We start from the raw sequence: 20039 nt of genomic DNA, 5'->3' as shown, positions 1-20039 counted from the left end.
CGCTGGCGGTGCTCACGCTGCTCACTGACTGCTTCCCCCGCCTTCGCGCCGCCGCTGCTGCATCGTTTGCCAGCGCTCCAGCGCCTGCGGGTCGCCGCGGTCGATGGCCTCCAGGAAGCGCTTGCGGCGCTCCAGTTGTTCCGGGTCGCCCTTGGCGGAGTCGAGCATGCGCTCGCGCTGCTCTGGGGTGGGTTTGGCGCCTGCGCCCGCTGGTGGTGCCGCTGTGGCTGCCACTGCCGTGGCGGGCGCCGCTGCGGCTGCACCTGCCGCGGCCGGCGCCGCGTCGCTGCGACGACGCCGTTCGCCGCCCGCACCGGAGGCACCGCCCACCGCACCCATCAACGCGGGACTGGCCGGCGAGGAAGCGTCGCCCGCGGGAGCTGAGGCTCCCGGCGCCGCGCCTTCAGCCCCGCGTCTGCGGCGGCCCTCACCGGTTCCGCGGGCGCCGCCGCCCGGCGCATCGCCCGGCAACACCACGCGCGAACCGTCACGCAGCCGGTCCGCGCCTTCGGTGATCACGCGCTCGCCGATCTGCAGGCCCGTCGCGATCTGCACCTTGTCGACCGTCGCCTGGCCGCGCGTCACCGGGCGCAGCGCCACGGTCTTGTCGTCCTTGAGCACGAAGACATACTCGCCGGTGCTTCCGTTGCGCACAGCGGCCACCGGCACGACGACGGCGTCCTTGATGACGCGCACGCTCAGCTGGATGTTGACGAACTGGCTGGGGAAAAGCGCCTGCCTCGTGTTGTTGAAGCGGGCCTTGGCGCGCACCGTGCCCGTCTGGGTGTCGACCTGGTTGTCCAGCGAAGTGAACACCCCCGTGTCAAGCACCGTCTGGCGGGTGCGATCGAACGCCTTGGCTTCCATGAACGCGCCCGCGTTCTGCTGGAGCGCCGGCGCCTGGTCCTGCGGCACCGCGAACTCCACATCGATCGGCGAGATGGCGGTGATCAGCGCCACGCCGTTGGCGTCGCTCGCACTCACCACGTTGCCCACGTCGACCGCGCGCAGGCCGACGCGCCCTGCGAGCGGCGAGACGATGCGTGTGTAGCCCAGGTTCAGGCGAGCCGTGCCTTCGTTGGCCTTGGACATCACCACGGCCGCTTCGAGCTGCTTGACCAGCGCAGCCTGCGTGTCCACCTCCTGGCGGGCGATCGAGTCCTGCTGCAGCAACGTGCGAAAGCGCTGCAGCGTGACCTTGGCCGCTTCGAGCTGTGCTTCATCGCGCAAGCGCTGGCCGGACGCCTGCTGCAGCGACATTTCGAACTGGCGCGGGTCGATGAGCGCGAGCAGGTCGCCCTTCTTGACCATCTGCCCTTCCTTGAACGCCAGCTGCTGCAGCACGCCGGAGACCTGGGGCCGCACGCGAACTGTCGCTTGCGGCACGACAGTGCCCAGTGCGTCGATGACGATGGGGATGTCCGCGCGCTCGGCGACGGCGATGCCGACGGTGGTCGCCGGACCGCGTCCGCCACGGCCGCCGCCAGCTCCGCCAGGTCCACCCGGCCCGCCGGGGCCCGCGCCCCCACCCGCGCCGCCTGCACCTGCGCGCCCGCCCTCTGCGACGGCGGTTTTATCCGGATGTGTGAGGTCCCACGCAAGCCAGCCGATGCCCGCGACAACGGCAATCGCGATCACGCTTCCGATGAGGGTTGCGCGGCGGCTGAGGCGCCGGCGCTCAGGCACTGCGTTGGGGTGGGGTTCGGTCGGCTCGGGGACTCCGGGCGGCTGCGCATCCATTCGCTGTCCTTGTTGAGGGGCGCTAACAGGCCCCAGCCGGCGCCAAGACCGCGCGTCCGGTGGTGTAGAGCGTGAGGCAAGCCGCGCGGAAGAGCCATCGGCTTGCAACGCAAGCCAATGTAGGCGCAGTCCTGCCCGTGATCGGGAAATTTACTGAGGTTTACCGGACTTTTACCGGCGCTTTTCAGCGTGGGGTTTCAGAGGGGTTTTCAGCGCGGAAGAGGCAGCGGCTTGCCCTCGGCGGTGGCGGGCGGCGCAACATGCAGGAGCCCTGCAAGCGTGGGCGCAATGTCCACGACCTCCACGGCACTGTCGACGCGTCCCGCCTTGACCCACTTCGGGCCGTAGACAAGGATAGGAACCTGGGTGTCGTAGGGATGGGGCGAGCCATGCGTGGCCACCGAGCCGCTGCTCGAGCCGAACATCCAGCCCGGCTTGAGCGTGAACTGGACTTCGCCCGACACGTCAGGATGCCAGGCCCGGCGCGAAGCCTCGAAGAACTTGCTGCCCGCGCGGCTGCCCGAAAGCAGTTCGCGACGCGTGTACGCGGTCTCGAAGCCCGGTTCCAACAGCAGCAGGCGACGTGCCTCTTCGGCCACGGCGTCCAGGTCCTGCTGTTTTTGTGCCACCAGCCTTTTGTCGATGAGGAGCGAAGCAGAGGAACTGCCGATCACCCATTTGCCTTCGCCGAAGCGCTGCACCATGCCCGCATTGATGCGCACCAGCGACTGGGCAAAGACGATGCGGCCCGCGTCCACGCCGCGGGCCTGGTTGTATTCGGGCGCAGGCATGAAGCCATGGTCGGCCGTGAGCACCGCGATGTAGTTGTCCTTGCCCACCGTGGCGTCCAGGTCGCGGAAGAAGGCTTCGAGCATCCGGTCGAGGTGCAGAAAGTGGTCGTGCGAAAGGCGGGACTCGGCGCTCCAGCGGTGGTTGACGTAGTCATGCCCTGAAAGGCTGATCGACAGGACGTCCGGCGAATCGTCCCGCCCCAGCTGCTCGCCGGCGATGGCGGCGCGCGCGAATTCGAGCGACAGCATGTCCGCGAAGGGGCTGCGCAGCAGCGCGCTGTAGTAGGCCGGGCCCGGCGCGTCGTCGGCGGCCACACCCATCATCATCGGCAGCTTGCCGCCGCTGGCGCCGTACCAGGGTTGGCTGTCCGCCACCGACCGCGCGTACGCCGCCTCGGGCAGCATCGGCTTCCACTCCGTCTTGAAATGCCGGTCGGCCAGCTTCTTCGCGTTGAAGTCGTTGACCCAGGCCGGATGCTGCGGCATGTAGAAGGTGGTGGATGCGAACTGCCCCGTCGCGCCCATGTACATGTACGCCGTGCCCATCTTGCCCGCCGGCAGGATCGCGCCGCGGTCCTTGCCCGAAATGGCGATCACCTTCGACCGCGAATCCGCGCGGCGCAGCACGTCGCCGACCGTTTCCACTTTCAGGTTGCGGGGACTGGTGCCGTCCAGCGCGTTCGTCTTATGCCCGATGTAGGTGGCGCTGGTGTCGCCCGTGTTGTAGACGGCGTTGCCGGTCGCCGGGTCGCGCCACTCGTTGCCGATGATGCCGCTGCGATGCGGATACGCGCCGCTGAGCATGGTTGCGTGGCCGGCCGCCGTCACGGTGAACGCGTGCTTGTAGTGCGCGTCGGCGAACCAGGCGCCCCGGTCGAGGAACCGCGCGAAGCCATCGGGCGCGAGCTGGTCGCGGTAGCCCAGCACCTGGCGCTGCGGCAGGCCATCCACCACAAGGAAGACGACGAGCTTGGGCTTGTCCTGCGGCGCAGGCGTGCCGGCACAACCTGCCAACTGTGCGGCCAGCAGGGCCGCCAGTGCGGCAGCCAGGACGAAACGGGAGGTGCGTGCGGTTTTCATGGGCGATAGGCTAACCCAGCCCCATGCCCCGGCCATCGGGGTTGTCCCGCGACGGCTCAATGGCGCCGCGGCGAGTACACGCCGCTGGCGATGTAGATTCCACCCATCATCAAGGTCCGCACCTCGACGTCCTTCAAGCGTGCGGCCAGCCGGTCCCAGGGGCGACCCAGCCCTTCCAGCGAAGTTACCGAGTACATCGCCGCCAACATCACGAAGCCGTTGGCCGGCCAGGCCCAGGGCGGTGCCCACTGCAGTCCGGACGCGACCACCCGCGCCCCGGGCTCAAGGTGCGACAGCACGTTGTCGACCGCGGCCTCGTCGCGCAGCACATCGTGTGTGAAATGAAACAGCGCCGCGTCGGCCCGCACAGGCACCCGCGCCGTCGCGGCCGGGGCACAGACCAGGTCGACGTTGCGCCAGCGGTGCTGCTCCACGCGTTGCTGCGCCTTCGCCAGCATCTCGGGGCACTGTTCGATGCCGACGATGCGCCCGCCCTCGCCGATCCGGTCATGAAACAGCTGGAACGAGAGGCCGGTGCCGCAGCCGACGTCCAGCACCGTGTCGTTGCGAGCGAGGCGCAGGCAGGCCACTGCATCGTTGCGGATGGGCTCGAAGAGGGCCAGTTCGCGGTCGTACCGGTCAGCCCGCCGGCGGTACTGCTCGAGCGCGGCGGCGCGCCCTTCGGGGGCCACCGCGGAACCGGTTTTGCCGGGCCGCTGATGGCGCCCCCTTGAGGAGGGGGCGCCGGAGGCGCTTCGGGGGTGGGTCATTTAATGCGTGATGACGACCAGCACGCTGCAGGGCGCGTGCTCGATCAAGGCCCCGGAGATCGAGCCCCGCCACCAGCGTGCGGCCCAGCTGTCCAGGTGCTTGTGCCCGACGACGATCAGGTTCGCTTCGATCTTGCGGGCGTACTTGGTGATCTCGTCGATCGCTTCGCCCACCAGCACCTCGCCTTTGGCGACAGAGCCGACATCCGCCAGGCGACGCAAGCCATCTTCGAGCACTGCCCGGTGCTTCTTCTTCTCGCGCTCTTCCAGTTCCATGTCGTAGACGCCGCCCTCCAGCCCCACGAAGCTCATGGCCGAAGGCATCACCGCGATGAGGAAGAGTTCCGACTGACTCCAGTTGGCCAGGTCCTGGCAGTCGAGAAGGGCCTTCTGCCCTGCATCGGAGCCGTCGTAAGCGAGGAGGATTCGTTTGTACATGAGGCTCTCCCGTTGTGATGGGGTGCGAGACGAGCCAAGCATAGACCGTGCAACGCCCGCTTACAACAGGTGTTGCTGGGAGATTGCCCCAGGATTGCCCTACATCACATGGCGACGGCCATCCCCAGGTAAAAAGCGATCTCGCACAGTTGCTGCGTGGCGCCCAGGCAGTCACCGGTGAACCCCGCGAGACGGCGCGCCAACAGGAGGCGCACGCCCCACAGCGCGATCAAGGAGAGAATCAACGCGACCGCGGCCGCGGCGGTCGACACCAGCACGGCAGTGCACATCCAGGCCGCGACGCACCAGATTGCAGCCGCCAGCAAACCGCGGCGGCCGATCTGCCGCGCCACGGGAAGCGACTTCGACGTGGCCGCATGTCCGACATGCACCAACGTGGCGACGATGCCCAGGCTGAGGCCGCGCGACACCACATGGCCGCCCATCAGCGCCGCGATCGCCGCGACCCATCCGGCACCGATGCCGACGCTGCTCAGCAGGAATATCTTGGCCAACAACGCCAGGATCACTGCCAACGCGCCGGACGGACCGAGCCGTGAATCCTTCATGACTTCAAGCGCTTGCTGTGCGCTGCCGGCCGCCAAGCCGTCTGCCGTATCCGCCAAGCCGTCTTCATGCAGCGCGCCTGTCAGTAGCACCGTCGCAATCGTTGACACCACGGCCGCCGCCATGTGCGCGAAGCTGGAAGGCGGAAGCAGCAACAGCATTGCGGCATAGAAACCCGCCCCAACGATGCCCACGACCCAGCCCGCACCGGGAAAGTGGGCCAGGCTCGCGCGCTGCAAGGTCTCGTCGAATCCCGTCCAGTCCAGCACGCGGCGCGGCATCGGCACGCGCGTGAAGTACTGCAGTGCCAGCACCATCGCGCGCACCGATGGCGCCAGCTTGTTCACGCCGGCCCTGATACGCCGGCGGACTCGAAGCTCGCCATGTCGCGCAGCAGCGCGCATGCGGAAACGAGCAGCGGCCATGCGAGCGCGGCGCCCGAGCCTTCCCCTAGCCGCATTCCCATGTCGAGCAACGCCCGCGCCGGCTGGCTGGCGTTCGGGCCGAGGTGACGAAGCATCAGCGCGTGGCCGCATTCGCCGGAGCGGTGCGCAAAGACGCAACGCTGCGTGACGTGCGGCTGCAGCTTCGCCGCCACCAGCACGGCCGCTGTGGAGATGAAGCCGTCCACCACGATCACTCGCCGCTGCGCCGCGGCTTCCAGCACTGCCCCCACCATCGTGGCGATCTCGAAGCCACCGAAAGCCGCCAGTGCTTGCAGGGGTTGCGTGGCGTGCGCGTGGAAGTCGAGCACCTCTTGCAGCACGCGCCGCTTGCGCTCGATGCCTGCATCGTCCAGGCCGGTGCCTGCGCCCACGCACTCCAACAATTCCTGGCCGGTCAGCCGCGCCAGCAGCAAGGAAGCGGCCGAGGTGTTGCCTATGCCCATCTCGCCGAGCAGCAAGGCATTGCCCGGAAGGCTGCGCACCACGTCGCGGCCGTTCGCGATGGCCTCGTCGCATTGCGCAGCGCTCATGGCGGGGCCGACGGAAGAATCCGCGGTGCCGGCGGCGATCTTCCGGATCAACAGGCCTTCTCGCGGTGCGAAGTCGCGTGCCACCCCGCAGTCCACCACGGTGAGCGCCAGGCCGTGTTGCCGCGCCAGGATGCTCACTGCGGCGCCACCCGCCAGGAAGTTCTCCACCATCTGCCAGGTCACGTCACTCGGGTAGGCCGACACACCGCGCCCGGCGAGTCCGTGGTCCGCGGCGAAGACGACGAGTTGCGGCTGCGCGAGTTGCGGTGACTCCGTGTCCAGGATCAGCCCGATCTGCAAGGCCAGGGCTTCCAGGCGGCCGAGCGAGCCCAGCGGCTTGGTCTTGTGGTCGAGCTTGTGCTGCAGGCGTTGTGCAAGTGCTTCGTTCGAAATGTCGGGGATTTGCATGAGGTGTGTCATTGCGGGCTCGACCCGCAGTCCAGGTTTACGGCACGCCCCGATGGACCCCGGATCAAGTCCGGGATGACATTCGGGGCGAAGTGTTTGTCGATGAAATCCGCCAGCCCGTCGAACACGCTGTCCAGCGTCGGCGCTTCGGCGCCAAAGAGCGCATGCAAAACGGCCGGGTCTTCGAACAGCCCGTGCAGGTAAACGCCGAGGACGTTGCCCTCGTCGTTCTGCCACGCCAGGCCATCGGGCATGGCGATGCGGGCGGGCGCCATGCCCGCGTGCTGCGCGGTACGGCCGTGGTGAATCTCATAGCCTTGCACGTCGAGATTCGACAACGCCGACCATCCGCCGGCCAATGCTGAAAACCGGCTGCGCGTCTTCTTCACCAGCTTGTCGGTTTCGAAGACCGTCACCAGAGGGAGCAATCCCAGCCCTGGGCCGTTGCCGTCGATGGCGTGCGGATCGATCAGCGCCTCGCCCAGCATCTGCAAGCCGCCGCAGATGCCCAGCACGGCACCGCCGCGCTGGGCATGCTGCGCGATCGCACGGTCCAGGCCCTGCGCGCGCAGCCAGGCCAGGTCGCCGCTGGTGTGCTTGGAGCCGGGCAGGATGATCCAGTCGGCCTGCGCCACGTCGGCGGACGAGCGCGCCCATACGAGGCGCACACCCGGCACGTTCTTCAGGGGCTGGAATTCGTCGAGGTTGCTGATGCGCGGGTAGGCGATGACGGCGATGGTTTTGTCGGGCGGACAGCCCTCACCCCTGCCCTCTCCCAAGGGGAGAGGGTGAAAGAAGCCGTCCTCCTCAGGAAGGCCGTGGTGCCACCACATCGGCAACGTGGCCACGGTGGGGATGCCCGTCAGCTCCTCCAGCCTTTGCGGCCCGGGTGCCAGCAGCGAAGCGTCGCCCCGGAACTTGTTCAGCACGAATCCCGCGATCAATCGATGCAGCGATTCATCCAGCAGCGCCCAGGTGCCGTAGAGGTGCGCGAATGCACCGCCGCGGTCGATGTCGGTCACCAGCAGGCAGCGCGCGTCGGCGTACTCGGCCACGCGCATGTTGACGATGTCGGTCGCCATCAGGTTGATCTCGGCCGGCGAGCCCGCGCCTTCGATCACCACCACGTCGTTCTGCGCGCGCAATTCGTCGATCGCTCGGGTGATCTCTGGCCACACATGCGCGCTCCGCTCGTGCCACGCCATGTGTGTGAGTTCGTCGCTCACTTGTCCCAGCAACACCACCTGGCTGTGCGTGTCGCGTTCCGGCTTGAGCAGCAACGGGTTCATCAGCACGCTGGGCTCGGCACGCGCGGCGAGCGCCTGGAAATACTGCGCGCTGCCGATCTCGCCTCCACTCACGACCCGTGCGTTGTTGCTCATGTTCTGCGCCTTGAAGGGCGCGACCTTGAGGCCCTGCCGCGCGTACCACCGGCACAACGCGGTGGCGAGCCAACTCTTGCCCGCGCCGCTGGTTGTTCCCAGCACCATGACGCAGCGGGCGGTCACCAGGGCATCTCCCAGGCCAGCAGGAAGATCGCGACGCAGCTCGAGGCCAGCATCATCGCCACCGCCTGGCTCGACAACCTCAGCGCCCTTGCCGTCGCTGCCGCGTCGGGTGCGCGGCCCGCTTCGTTGAGCGCGTACACACCGGGTTTGGACAGGCGCGCGCCCAGCGCCAGCGCCATCGCCGCCATGGGCCAGCCGCTGTTGGGCGATGGCGTCGCCGCCGCTTCGCGCCGAAGCCGTACAAGCGGCAAGCCACCCGCCGGCGCGGCGATCAGCAACGCGGTGATGCGCGCGGGAATCCACGACATGACGTCGTCGGCGCGGGCGGCCCACTTGCCGGCCCATTCCCAGTCCATGCCGGCGCGAAAGCCCTTGTAGCCCCACATCGCGTCGGCGGTGTTGGCGAAGCGGTAGACCACAGCCCCTGGCAAGCCGAACACCAGGAACCAGAACACCGGCGCCACCACCGAATCGTTGAGGTTCTCAGCCAGCGACTCGATCGCGCTTTCGCGCACCTGCGACTCGCTCAACTGCATCACTTGGCGGCTCACCAGCCGCCCGACCTGCAGGCGGCCGGCGTCGAGCGAACGCCCCAGCGCCGCTTCGACGTTCGCCACTTCGACGCGAAGCATCCGCCACGACAGCATGGGCTTGAACAGCGCGCCGATCAGCAACCCGGCCAGGGCCTCATTCAATTGCAGCAGTGCCCATTGCAGCAACCAGGCGATCAGCCCGACGATCGCGGCGCCGCCGTACCAGGCCAGAGCGCCCGACCAGAACGCGCGCCAGTTGGGGGAAGGCAAGGCTTCGCGCGGCGCGATCCAGCCCCCCATCCAGCCCAGGTACTTGCCCATCCACGTGACCGGATGCCAGCGCGCCCCCGGCTCGCCGAACCAGCGGTCCAGGCAGAACGCGAACAGCAGCGCGATCACAGCGGTCCAGGCGGTCATGGGTTGGGCTGCTTCAAACAATGGGGGTCAGATTCCAATTAATTGCTCATTCGTTCGGCAGCGACACCCACTGGCCCGCCAGCGAATGAATGGCAACGCGCTGCTGGAACACATTCTCCAACGCACGATGCGTCGCGCCATCCGCGCACGCGCCCTGATGAACGATGCGCCCGGCATCCATCACCACCATCTCGTCGGCGTGCAGCGCCATCGTGATCTCGTGCAGCACGCTCACCGCCGTGCCGCCGCGCTCGACGTGGCGGCGGACGATGCGCAGCCAATCCGCCTGGTGCGGCGGGTCGAGGTTGGCCAGCGGCTCGTCCATGAGCAGCAACGGTGCTTGCACCGCCAGCGCCCGCGCCAGCAGGACGCGCTGGCGCTCGCCGCCCGAAAGACTGCCCAGCGTCCGGCCGTGCCAGTCCCAGCACTGCGTTTCCTGCATCGCGGCTCGCACAGCCGCGTGGTCCTGCGCGTTGGAAGCGCCGAGCCAGGGCTGGTGCGGCAACCGCCCGAGCATCACCACGTCCTGCGCCAACAGGTCTTCGGCGCCGCCCTCGTTCTGTCCCAGCCAGGCCAGCGTGCGTGCGCGCGCCTTGTGCGTCCATTCGCGCGCATCGCGCCCCTGCAACTGCACGCGGCCCTGGTACGGCAGCAACTGCGCCAGCGATTTCAAGAGCGTGGTCTTGCCCGCTCCGTTCGGGCCCACGATGGCTGTCCAGCGGCCCGCGGGCAACGCCAGCGTGACCCCATGCAGAACCTCGACGCCGCCAAGGACGACCTGCAAGCCGTCAGCGCGCAGTGCGACGTTCGCGGCCGTCATATCGGCCTCCTGTGCATCAGCCAGAGCAGGTACCCGCCGCCCAGCACCGCCGTCAGCACGCCCACCGGCAGTTCCTGCGGCGCGAGCAGCCAGCGGGCCAACACGTCCGCGGCCAGCAGCAGCACGCCTCCGGTGAGCGCGGCGAGCGGCAGCAGCCACCGGTGCGTGGGCTTGGCGGCGGCGCGCACCAGATGCGGCGCGACGAGGCCGATGAACGCGATCAGGCCGACCTGCGCCACGGCGGCCCCCGTCGCGAGGGCCATGGCGCCGACCATCATCATGCGGACCGGCATGAGCGCCACGCCCAGGCTCGCGGCGGTGGTGTCGCCGAGCGACAGCGCATCCAGCGCCCGGCTGAAAACGACTGCGATCGCAAGGCAGAGCGCGAACAGCGCGGCCATCAAGCCGACGCTGGCCCAGCCCAGAAAGCCGGTGGTGCCCAGCAGAAAACCCTGCATCGCCCGCATGATCTCGGGCGCCCAGAACATCACCAGCGCCGCGAACGCACCGAACACCATGCCGACCACGATGCCGGCCAGCAGCAGGCGCAACGTGTGCTGCACGCCTTTGGCGAGGCCGAGTGTGACCAGCACCGCGGCGACGGCGCCCGCGAAGGCCGCGCCCGTCATGCCCAGGCGCGCGACCCATCCCGAAGCGGCGAGCGGGGAAGCCCCGATCAACACCAGCAGGATCGCCACGCCCAGGGCCGCGCCGGTAGCGCTGCCCAGCAGATAGGGATCGGCCAATGGATTGCGGAACAGGCCTTGCGCAATGGCCCCGGCGAGGCCCAGCAACGCGCCCGCGAGCCACGCGCCGAGCGTGCGCGGCAGGCGGATGTCCCAAAGGATCGCGGCGGACGCTTCGCCGGTGCGGTGCCAGAGAGGCTCCCAGCCGAGGCTGCCGACGGCTACGCCGGCGATGCAGAGGAGCGCCGTCGCAAGCAAGAGGGAAATTGCGAGGCTCAGAGGGGAGCGCAACTTGGTCACGTGCCCTCACCCCCGCCCTCTCCCAGAGGGAGAGGGAGTAATTCATGGGCAGCGCGGGGCGTAGTCACTTGCCCGACCGCCCTTGCAAGCAGTCGACCATGATCTTCGCGGCTTGCGCCATGCGCGGGCCGGGCCGCACGAGCACATCGCCCTGCGCGCGGTCGTACGTGCAGACGCGCCCATCGCGCACCGCCCGGATGCGGTCCCAGCCGGCGCGGCTGGCGATGGGGGGCGATGCATGGTCGGAAATCATGATCACTTGCGGGTCCGCCCGCACGACGAACTCGCCGTTGAGCTTGGGGAATGGCCCGAGCTGACCCGGCACGACGTTGGCCGCGCCCACGCGCGCCAGCACTTCGCCGATGAACGAGGCCTCGCTCGCGGCGTACGGGCCGGTGTCCACTTCGATGTACACCTTGGTGCCGCGCAGCGAGGCGGGCAGCCGGCCCGCCTGCGCATCGACCTCTGCGTCCAGGCGCTGCCAGCGCGCGTGCCCGTCGCTCACGCCCAGCAGCAGTGCGAGCTGCATCCAGACGCGGCGCAGGTCGGCGAAGTTCTTGGGCTCCAGCGTCAGGACTTTGATGCCCAAGCCCTCGAGCCGCCCGACGGCCCGTGACGAGGATGCGAGCAACACGACATCGGGCTTGAGCGCCACGATCATCTCGATGTTGGCGTCCTCGAGCCCGCCCACGTGCGGCAGCTTGCGCACTTGCGCCGGCCAGTTCGAGAAGTCGTCCACGGCCACGAGCCGGTCGCATGCGCCCATCTCGCAAATCACTTCGGTGAGCGACGGCAGCATGACGACGATGCGTTGCGGCGGGCGAGGCAGTTCGACGGCGACGCCGCGGTCGTCCACGACCTGGACGGCCTGCACGTGCGACGCCAGCGCCCACAGAAAGAGCAACAGCCACTTCGTCATGACGCGCCCTTGAGCGTGAGCGGAAGGCCGGCCGACATCAGCGTGACGCGCTCGCACGCGGCTGCGGCCTGCTGGTTCAATCCGCCGAGCGCATCGACGAACGCGCGCGTGTCGCGGCCCAGCGGAATGACGCCGAGACCGATCTCGTTGCTGATGAGGATGATGGGACCGGCGCAGGCTTTCAAGGCTTGGGAGATGGTTGGCGTGCGTGCCCCCACCCCCGCCCTCTCCCGATCCGCTCCCACCGCCGGCATCAACTGCGCCGTCAACCACAACGTCAGGCAATCCACCACGATCAATGTGTCGGCCCGGCTGTGCTGGCCGATGGCATGTGCCAGCTCCACCGGCTCCTCCACCGTTTCCATGCGCGGAACACGCACCGCGCGATCACGGCGGTGGCGGGCGATGCGCTCGCGCATCTCGTCGTCCCAGGCTTGCGCGGTGGCGATGTAGACCGCGCGATGCGTGGTCGATTGCTCCAGCCAAGCCGCGGCCAGCGATTCAGAACGCGCCGTCTTGCCGCTCTTCTGGCCGCCCAAAATCAGTTCACTGCGCGCGACACGAAGTTCAGCCATGGGACCCCGCGTCGCCGGGCCGCCCCAAGGCGCGGGACGCCCCCTCGGGGGGCAGCGCAGCGGCTTTGGCCGCAAGCGTGGGGGCCACATTCTTGCTCCACTCCATGACGATGCGATGCAACTGCTCCGCGCCATCGGTCAGCGCGGCCGGCCCGGGCTGCAGGATGTCCGCGGACTTGATCTCGAACAGCTGCCCGTGCTTCACTGCGTTCACGTCCTGCCATCCGGGCCGCGCCGCCACTTTCTCGGCGCGGAACTTCTTGCCGCACCACGAGCCGATGATGATGTCCGGATTGCGCCGGACGATCTCCATGCCGTCGCCGATGATGCGGCCCTTGCCCAAAGCCTGAACAGACAACTCAGGAAAGCAGTCGTCGCCGCCGGCGATGCCGACCAACTGCGACACCCAGCGGATCGCGCTGATGTGCGGCTCGTCCCATTCCTCGAAGAACACCTTCGGCCGGCGCGGCAAGGCCTTGGCCTGTGCCTCGATCGCGGCCAACCCGTCGCGCATGCCCTGCAGCAATTCGAGCCCGCGGTCCGGCTGCCCCACCATCGCGGCCACCTGGTACAGCATCGAGAAGATCTCCTCGACACTGCGCTGGTTGAACACCGTCACCTGCACACCCTTGCGGATCAGCTCGGCGGCGATGTCGGCCTGCAAGTCGGAGAAGCCGAACACGCAGTCCGGACGCAGGTCGAGGATCTTTTCGATCTTCGCGGACAGGAACGCGCTGACCTTCGGCTTCTCTTCACGGGCGCGGCGTGGCCGCACCGTGTAGCCCGAGATGCCCACGATGCGCGCTTCCTGGCCCAGCAGGTACAGCCACTCCGTCGTCTCCTCGGTCAGGCAGACGATGCGTTGGGGCCCGTAGAGCAACATGGCCGTCCCGCTCAGAAGCTGGCTCGCAGCGAAGCCGTGACGGCCCGCCCTGCTTCCGGATAGATGGTGCGCGTCACGCCGCCAGCGCAGCCGAAGGCCTGCGTGTAGTGCTTCTTGTCGAAGAGGTTGTTCACGCCCAGCGCGAATTCCAGCTGCTGCCATTGAAAGGCGTAGCGGACGTCGGCGGTGGTGTAGGCCGGCATGGAGCAGGCATTGTTGAAGTCGGGATGCTGTGAGGATACCCACTTCACGCCGCCGCTGACACGGTGTCCTGCGGCGGGAGTCCAGTCGGCGCGCACGGCCAGTGATTTGCGCGGCACCAGCGGCACGTCGTTGCCCGCATAGGTGCCCGAGCGGAAGGTGGCCTGGCGCAGCGCGGCGTTCACGCGCAGGCCCAGCGTCTTCGTCAAGGCGTGATTCGTGTCCAGCTCCAGCCCTTGCCGGCGCGTCGGGTCGAAGTTGACGTTGGCGCCGAAGAAGCTGCCCACCGCGTTCGGATCGAACCCGATCTCGTTGTCCAGCAGGCTGCGGTAGATACGCACTTCAGCCTTGCCCGCCGCGTATGCCCAGCGCGCGCCCAGTTCCACGTCGCGGCTGGTCTGCGGCTTCAGGATGACGCCCGGCGAGGTGAAGCCGAACTCGTCGACGTTGGCCAGCCGGTAGCTGCGGCCCGCGCGCGCGTAGGCGGTGACGCCGGACGTGAACGGGTGGCTCACACCGAACTCCCAGGCGTGCTGCTTGTCGTCCGTGGCGACTCCCGCCGAGCTGTTGTCCTTCGCGATCTTTTCGGTGCGGGCACCGGCGGACAGGCGCGTGCCGCCGGCCAGCGTCACGTCGTCCTTGAGGTAGAACGCGCGCGATTTCTGGTTGGCCGTGGAGCCGAAGTCGCCCAGCACCTCGCGCGTCCAGCGCGCATGGTCCGCGCCCAGCACCAGCTGGTTCTTGAGGCCGCCGAGCGTCCCTTCATGGCGCGCGCGAATCGAATAGTTCGTCGCGTCAATGTCGTAGTCGTACGGAAAGCCGCTGTTCAAGCTGGTGAGGTTCTTCTCGCGCCGGCCCGCGTCGGCCGCGATCTCCCAGCCGCCCAGTTGCGCCTGCGCGAACACGCCGGCACGCTCGTTGCGGATGCTCGCCTTGTCGTCCGGGTACCGGGTCTGCTGCGGATTGGCTTCGTATTGCGCCAGGCTCAGCCCGCCGGGCAAGCCGGTGTCCAGCGAATCGCGAGCGAAGCGCACGCCCAGCCGCAGCCAGTCGTTGGACCATTGGCCCGTGGCCGAAAGCGCCTCCGACTCCGAGCGGAAGTTGTCGCGATGGTTGTCGGCATTGCGCTTCTGGCCCGCGACGTCGAGCGAGAAGCCGCCTCCCGCCACCGTGGCGTTCGCGCGCAGGTCGCGCAGCCCGTAGCTGCCGGCAGCGCCGTAGATCGAAGCCGCGTTGCGCCGCTCCTTGCCGCTGCCGGCCTTGGTCGTGATGATGATGACCCCGCCGGTGGCGCCTTCGCCGTAAAGCACGGAACCGCCACCGCGCAGCACTTCGATGCGCTCCACGGATTCGATCGGGATGCCGGCCAGGCGAGTGCCGCCCAGGTCGGCTTCCGAAAAGCGCAGGCCGTCGACGATGACGACCTGGTTGTTGTCGGCGGTGGCGCCGAAGCCGCGCAGGTCGAGGCTGTATTCGCCGCCCCCGTAAAAGTCTTGCCGGCCGACGACGCCCAGCACGCGCATCAGCGCTTCGTTGATGGTGGAAGCGCCCGAGGCGCGGATCTCATCGGCCGTGACCACACTGATGCCCAGGGGCAGCGCCTGCGCCGGCTCGGCGAAGCGCGTGGCGGTGACGGTGGTTTCGGGCAGCGAGATGGCTTGCGCGACGGTCTGGGCGAATGCGCCCGGCCATGCGGCAGCGAACGCCAGGGTGAGCGCGGAGCCGCGCGGCGAGAAAAAGCGAGAGTTCATGAATTAGCGGACACGTTTCAAAACCCGTACCGGCTTCCCCGCCAGTACATTGGGCGTCACGGCCACGCAACTCCATTTTGGAATGGCGCGGCCACCGTGTTGGCCGGTATCCGGGCTGGCGGGTCGACTTCCATCGCCTTCCCAGACGCGCTGTTCAGGCGCGTCCAGTGGCTTTGCGTGATGGAAGCGGAATTTCCATGGAAATTCGTCCGCTTACCGTTGCGGGGGCAGCGCAGGTTAGCTCGGGCCTTGGGTGCCGTCGCCTCCTGCTTCCCGTTGAACTGCGGCATGCGAACCACACCGCGAGCACCAACGCTGGACATTTTAGGTTGAAATCTGTCACAAAACCCTACAATCGAAACCCTATGCCCAGTGCCTCCCAAATCGACCAGCTGGCTGAACGCGTCGAGCGGCTGCTCGTGCGCTACGAGGAACTGCAGCGCACCAACACGCTGCTGGCCGAACAGGTCGAGGTGCTCACGCATGAACGCGACTCGCTGAAGTCGCGCCTGTCCGCGGCCCGCGCGCGCGTCGACGCCCTGCTCGAACGCCTGCCTGACATCAAGAGCGCTGCATGAGCGCTGCGCCGAACCGCTTCAAGCAAGCGAAGGCCCCCTCGGGGGGCAGCGCATTACACGAAGTGAAAAGCGTGGGGGTCTGAATGGTTACCAAGCAAGTCGAGGTCCAGATCATGGGCCAAAGTTATCTGCTGGCGTGCCCCGAGGGCGGCGAGCAGCGCCTGCTCGAAGCAGTGGAGAAGGTCGACACCGCCATGTGCAAGATCCGCGACGCCGGCAAGGTGAAGGCCCGTGACCGCATCGCCGTGCTGGCAGCGCTGAACCTCGCCTTCGACGTCAGCGATCGCAACGTGCCGGCCTTCCAGGCCTCGAGCTTCGCGCCGTCGGAATTTCCAGTTCAAGGCAACGGCCACGACGCACACGACCCGCGCCTCGCCAGCTTGATCCAGCGGCTGGACGGCGCGCTGAGTGGCGACGGTAGGCTGATCTGATCCGGGGCCGGAGTGATAACTCCGACACAGTTCACCTCGTTTCGCCCTTGTCAAGTTCTCTTTAATTCATTGCGGCAATATTTTTTTCGTGCCTCCTTGGGCCTCGCGAAGACCTACAATGACCTCGTGTCTGCAGTGCGTGCCGGGCTTTATATTTCCTTGAACCAATGCTCTATGAGCCCGGGCTTGGAACATCTCTTGGCTAGCGTGATCGTCTCGCGTCAGACGAACCCAAAGCCAAGCTGACCTCGCCCACCTGAACCCCGGTTCAGGATGCCGGTCCGGTGGCACTTGCAGACGCCTTTTTTTGCCCTAGGATGGCGTCACATCCGAAGGGCCACATGTCAGAGTCCGAAGCCAGGTTCAACGTCCTGCGGCAATCCGCCGACTCGCGGGCTGCCGCCGCCATCGAAGACCTCGTGCGCGACGGCGCCGATCACGACCTGCATCGCATCAACGTCCTCGACTTCGCGGCCTCCAACGCCCTGCCGGTGGACCGCGCGCTCGACGCCTTCCTTCACGCCACCCGCCTTGGCATGTTCGAGATGTCCTGGAACGTGCTGTGCCCGGGCTGCGGCGGCGTACTGACCGCCAACACCAGCATGAAGACGCTGCACCAGCAGGACTATCCGTGTGCCTTGTGCGCGTCGGGCTACGAGCCGTCGCTGGATGAAATGGTCGAGGTTGCATTCACCGTCAGCCCGCGCCTGCGCAAGATCGCCGCGCATTCGCCCGAGACCCTGTCCATGTGGGATTACGTGCGACAGATCTATTGGAGCTCGGGCATCGAGTTCCCCGAGGATGCACCCACGCGCGATGTGCTGGAGAAATTCATCGTGGATTGGGTCGAGCTGGGCGCCGGCGAAAAGGCGACCATGTCGATGACGCTGCCCGAAGGATTCATCATCGTCTTCGAGCCGGTGACGCACGCCGCGCATTTCCTGGACGTGCAAGGCGAGCCCACGCGCGACCGGCAGGAACTCGGCGTCGTGTTCAACAGCGTGCAAGCGCCCACCGGAACGTCGAAGATGCGGCCGGGGCCGCTGCGGCTGACGCTGGAAAACCGCACCTCGTCCCGCGTGTTGCCGGGCCTGTACCTGGCGGGAGACGAACTCCACCACCTGCTGGGCAAGCGCAAGAAGTTTCTGACGGCGCGCACGCTGCTCACCAACCAGACCTTCCGCGAGCTGTTCCGCGCGGACATGCTGGATATCGACCAACGCCTGAAGATCACGAGCCTCACCTTCGTGTTCACCGACCTGAAGGCATCCACAGAGCTCTACGAGCGCGTCGGCGATCTCGCGGCTTATGACCTCGTGAAGGCGCACTTCGCGGTGCTGAACCACGTGATCGCGCAGGAATCCGGGGCGGTGGTCAAGACCATCGGCGATGCGGTGATGGCCTCGTTTCCAACACCCGATCGCGGCATTGCCGCCGTACTGGCCATGCGTGAGGCGATGAAGGCGCTGAACGCCTCGCGGCAGAGCGAAGACCTGCTGCTGAAGATCGGCATCCACGAAGGGCCCTGCCTGGCCGTCACGCTGAATGACCGGCTCGACTATTTCGGCCAGACCGTCAACATGGCGGCCCGCGTCCAGGGCCTTGCCATGTCGCATTCGATTTTCGCGACGGCGCCGGTGGTCCACTACCCGGAAGCCGCGCGTTTGCTGGCCGCCGCCGGCCTGACGCCGGTTGCGCAGCGCTGCACGCTGCGCGGAATCGCGGATGAACTGACGGTGTACGAAATCCCCTGATCCGGCGGCCCCCGGCCCGCCCGGCGACAATCGCAAGGCGGATGCCGATCGAACCTCTCCTCATTGTCGAACTCACCCTGCTGGGGATGGCCACCGGCTTTCTGGCGGGCCTTCTGGGCATCGGCGGCGGCATGCTGATGGTGCCGTTCATCACCATCATCCTCACAGGCAAGGGCTTTCCGCCGGAGTACACGGTGAAGATGGCGGTGGCGACGTCGCTGGCCAGCATCTGCTTTACCTCCCTGTCGTCCGTGCGCGCGCACCACCGCCGCGGCGCGGTGCTCTGGCCCATCGTGTGGCTGCTCGCGCCCGGCATCCTGCTGGGGGCGCTCATTGGCGCACAGGTGGCCGTGGCGCTGCCGGGCAAAGTGCTGTCCATCCTGTTCGCCGTGTTCGTCGCCTTCTCGGCCACGCAGATGTTCCTCAATCGGCGGCCCAAGCCCACGCGCACGTTGCCGGGGCGCCTGGGCACGTTCGGCATGGGCGGCGTGATCGGCCTCTTGTCTTCGCTGGTGGGGGCCGGCGGCGCGTTCGTCTCGGTGCCCTTCATGACCTGGTGCAACGTCAAGATCCACGACGCTGTCGGCACGTCGGCGGCGCTGGGCTTCCCGATCGCCTTTGCGGGAACGCTCGGCTACATCTGGGCCGGCCAGGGGCTGCCGCAGATGCCGCCGGGATCGTTCGGCTACCTGTACCTGCCCGGCCTCGTCGTCGTCTCACTCGCCAGCATGACCTTGGCGCCCGTGGGTGCCCGCACGGCCCACCGCATGGACATCCAGCCGCTGCGCAAGCTGTTCGCCGTGGTGCTGTACATCCTGGCGGCGTACTTCCTCCTGCGTTGAGCATAATCGGCAGCGCCCAACTCCAGTACCCCATGAGAATTGCGATCACCGGCCAACAGGAATTCGGCAAGGCCGTGCTCGAGGCTTTCCTCGCGCGCGGCGACCAGATCGTCGGCGTGTTTTGCGTGCCCGAGAAAGTCGGCGCCAAGCCGGACGTGCTGCGCGAGGCGGCGCACGCACTCGACTTGCCAGTGTTCCAGTTCAGCAGCCTGCGCAGCGGCTTCGCGCAGGACACGCTGCGCAAACTCGACGCCGACATCGGCATCATGGCCTACGTGCTGCAGTTCGCGCCGGAGGCGTTCGTCAACATTCCCCGCTTCGGCACCATCCAGTTCCACCCCTCCCTGTTGCCACGGCACCGCGGGCCTTCCTCCATCAGCTGGCCCATTGTTCTCGGCGACACCAACACCGGCATCACCGTCTTCCGCCCGACCGATGGGCTCGACGAAGGCCCGGTCATCCTGCAGAAGTCGTGCCCCATCGGGCCCGACGAGACGCTGGGCGAGCTGTACTTCAACAAGCTGTTCCCCATGGGCGTCGCCGCGCTGCTCGAAGCGGCGGACCTGGTGTTTTCGGGGCGCCACGCCGAACATGCGCAGGACGAGTCGCAGGCGAGCTACGAAGGCTGGTTCCACGAGGAAGAATCCCGCATTCACTGGACCCACCACGCCGACCAGGTCTACAACCTGATCCGCGCGTGCAATCCTGCTCCCGGCGCGTGGACGGTGCTGAATGGCGAGCGCGTGTGGATCTACGACGCACGCAAGCACCTGGTCCGCACGCATGGCGATGTGCGCGGCAAGCCCGGCGAGATCGCGTCGGTCGACGATCACTCGATCAGCATCAATACCCACGGTGGCCGCATCGAAGTGCTGAAGCTGCGCCCTGAGGGCGGAAAGAAGATGGCCGCGGGCGACTACGCCCGCTTGCGCGGGCTCGTGGCTTCCGCCAGTTGAATCTTGTCATGCCGGACCCCGGATCGAGTCCTCGGGCAATCCATATGGACATGGCGGGGCGGGATCGGGGCGGCGGGGCACTCTGCGCTGCGAATGTCCCCCGTCGCGGCCAGCC

At 67.6% G+C, this 20039-nt stretch carries 19 protein-coding genes and 1 riboswitch; of the genes, 5 read left to right on the top strand and 14 right to left on the bottom strand.

Annotated elements, in window-relative coordinates; all coding sequences use genetic code 11:
* Window positions 1–21: 21 nt before the first annotated feature.
* From EEB15_RS27610 to EEB15_RS27545, 14 genes are all read right to left on the bottom strand, one after another.
* The gene (locus tag EEB15_RS27610) at window positions 22–1740 is read right to left on the bottom strand and encodes an efflux RND transporter periplasmic adaptor subunit (RefSeq protein WP_141513187.1); all 1719 of its coding nucleotides are present in this window, start codon (window positions 1738–1740) and stop codon (window positions 22–24) included.
* Between the two features lie 209 nt (window positions 1741–1949).
* Window positions 1950–3611 (bottom strand): alkaline phosphatase family protein, encoded by a 1662-nt coding sequence (locus EEB15_RS27605; RefSeq protein ID WP_158290253.1) that lies wholly within the window; start codon window positions 3609–3611, stop codon window positions 1950–1952.
* 56 nt (window positions 3612–3667) lie between these two features.
* Window positions 3668–4381, bottom strand: coding sequence for a trans-aconitate 2-methyltransferase (locus EEB15_RS27600; RefSeq protein WP_141513185.1), 714 nt, complete (start codon window positions 4379–4381; stop codon window positions 3668–3670).
* Window positions 4382–4819 (bottom strand): universal stress protein, encoded by a 438-nt coding sequence (locus tag EEB15_RS27595; protein WP_141513184.1) that lies wholly within the window; start codon window positions 4817–4819, stop codon window positions 4382–4384.
* A 104-nt stretch (window positions 4820–4923) separates the two neighbouring features.
* Window positions 4924–5733, bottom strand: coding sequence for an adenosylcobinamide-GDP ribazoletransferase (locus EEB15_RS27590; protein ID WP_233259643.1), 810 nt, complete (start codon window positions 5731–5733; stop codon window positions 4924–4926).
* The gene (cobT, locus tag EEB15_RS27585) at window positions 5730–6770 is read right to left on the bottom strand and encodes a nicotinate-nucleotide--dimethylbenzimidazole phosphoribosyltransferase (RefSeq protein ID WP_141513182.1); all 1041 of its coding nucleotides are present in this window, start codon (window positions 6768–6770) and stop codon (window positions 5730–5732) included. Before cobT ends, EEB15_RS27590 begins: the two co-directional genes overlap by 4 nt.
* 8 nt (window positions 6771–6778) lie before the next feature.
* Window positions 6779–8278, bottom strand: a complete 1500-nt coding sequence (locus EEB15_RS27580; protein WP_141513181.1) for a cobyric acid synthase — start codon at window positions 8276–8278, stop codon at window positions 6779–6781.
* Complete coding sequence (gene cbiB / locus EEB15_RS27575; RefSeq protein ID WP_141513180.1) at window positions 8275–9228, bottom strand: adenosylcobinamide-phosphate synthase CbiB; 954 nt, start codon at window positions 9226–9228, stop codon at window positions 8275–8277. Before cbiB ends, EEB15_RS27580 begins: the two co-directional genes overlap by 4 nt.
* A 46-nt stretch (window positions 9229–9274) precedes the next feature.
* The gene (locus EEB15_RS27570; protein WP_141513179.1) at window positions 9275–10048 is read right to left on the bottom strand and encodes an ABC transporter ATP-binding protein; all 774 of its coding nucleotides are present in this window, start codon (window positions 10046–10048) and stop codon (window positions 9275–9277) included.
* A complete protein-coding gene (locus tag EEB15_RS27565) occupies window positions 10045–11034 on the bottom strand; it encodes an iron ABC transporter permease (protein ID WP_141513178.1) in 990 nt (329 codons plus the stop codon). Before EEB15_RS27565 ends, EEB15_RS27570 begins: the two co-directional genes overlap by 4 nt.
* 64 nt (window positions 11035–11098) lie before the next feature.
* Entirely contained in the window at window positions 11099–11953 is an 855-nt protein-coding gene (locus EEB15_RS27560) for an ABC transporter substrate-binding protein (RefSeq protein ID WP_141513177.1), read from the bottom strand.
* Window positions 11950–12528, bottom strand: coding sequence for a bifunctional adenosylcobinamide kinase/adenosylcobinamide-phosphate guanylyltransferase (locus tag EEB15_RS27555; RefSeq protein WP_141513176.1), 579 nt, complete (start codon window positions 12526–12528; stop codon window positions 11950–11952). Before EEB15_RS27555 ends, EEB15_RS27560 begins: the two co-directional genes overlap by 4 nt.
* Window positions 12521–13411 (bottom strand): cobalamin-binding protein, encoded by an 891-nt coding sequence (locus tag EEB15_RS27550; protein WP_141513175.1) that lies wholly within the window; start codon window positions 13409–13411, stop codon window positions 12521–12523. Before EEB15_RS27550 ends, EEB15_RS27555 begins: the two co-directional genes overlap by 8 nt.
* An 11-nt stretch (window positions 13412–13422) precedes the next feature.
* Window positions 13423–15363, bottom strand: coding sequence for a TonB-dependent receptor (locus tag EEB15_RS27545; protein ID WP_141513174.1), 1941 nt, complete (start codon window positions 15361–15363; stop codon window positions 13423–13425).
* An 83-nt stretch (window positions 15364–15446) separates the two neighbouring features.
* Window positions 15447–15692: riboswitch (cobalamin riboswitch) on the bottom strand.
* 36 nt (window positions 15693–15728) lie between these two features.
* Between EEB15_RS27545 and zapB the strand changes: the two genes are divergently transcribed.
* The 5 genes from zapB (at window position 15729) to EEB15_RS27520 (ending at window position 19924) form a co-directional block, all read left to right on the top strand.
* Window positions 15729–15941 carry a cell division protein ZapB gene (gene zapB, locus EEB15_RS27540; RefSeq protein ID WP_141513173.1) on the top strand — a complete coding sequence of 71 codons (213 nt, stop codon included), beginning with the start codon at window positions 15729–15731 and terminating at the stop codon, window positions 15939–15941.
* A gap of 83 nt (window positions 15942–16024) precedes the next feature.
* Complete coding sequence (locus EEB15_RS27535; protein ID WP_141513172.1) at window positions 16025–16372, top strand: cell division protein ZapA; 348 nt, start codon at window positions 16025–16027, stop codon at window positions 16370–16372.
* Window positions 16373–16713: 341 nt separating this feature from the next.
* Window positions 16714–18126: an adenylate/guanylate cyclase domain-containing protein gene (locus tag EEB15_RS27530; protein ID WP_141513171.1), complete on the top strand. Its 1413-nt coding sequence runs from the start codon at window positions 16714–16716 to the stop codon at window positions 18124–18126.
* Window positions 18127–18167: 41 nt separating this feature from the next.
* On the top strand, window positions 18168–18968 hold the full coding sequence (locus EEB15_RS27525; RefSeq protein WP_141513170.1) for a sulfite exporter TauE/SafE family protein: 801 nt from the start codon (window positions 18168–18170) through the stop codon (window positions 18966–18968).
* 32 nt (window positions 18969–19000) lie between these two features.
* On the top strand, window positions 19001–19924 hold the full coding sequence (locus EEB15_RS27520; RefSeq protein WP_141513169.1) for a methionyl-tRNA formyltransferase: 924 nt from the start codon (window positions 19001–19003) through the stop codon (window positions 19922–19924).
* The last annotated feature ends 115 nt before the right edge of the window (window positions 19925–20039 follow it).

The organism is Ramlibacter sp. WS9 (assembly GCF_003797765.1).
In the GTDB taxonomy this organism is placed as follows: Bacteria; Pseudomonadota; Gammaproteobacteria; order Burkholderiales; family Burkholderiaceae_C; genus Ramlibacter.
This window is presented reverse-complemented; position numbering and strand designations above follow the sequence as displayed.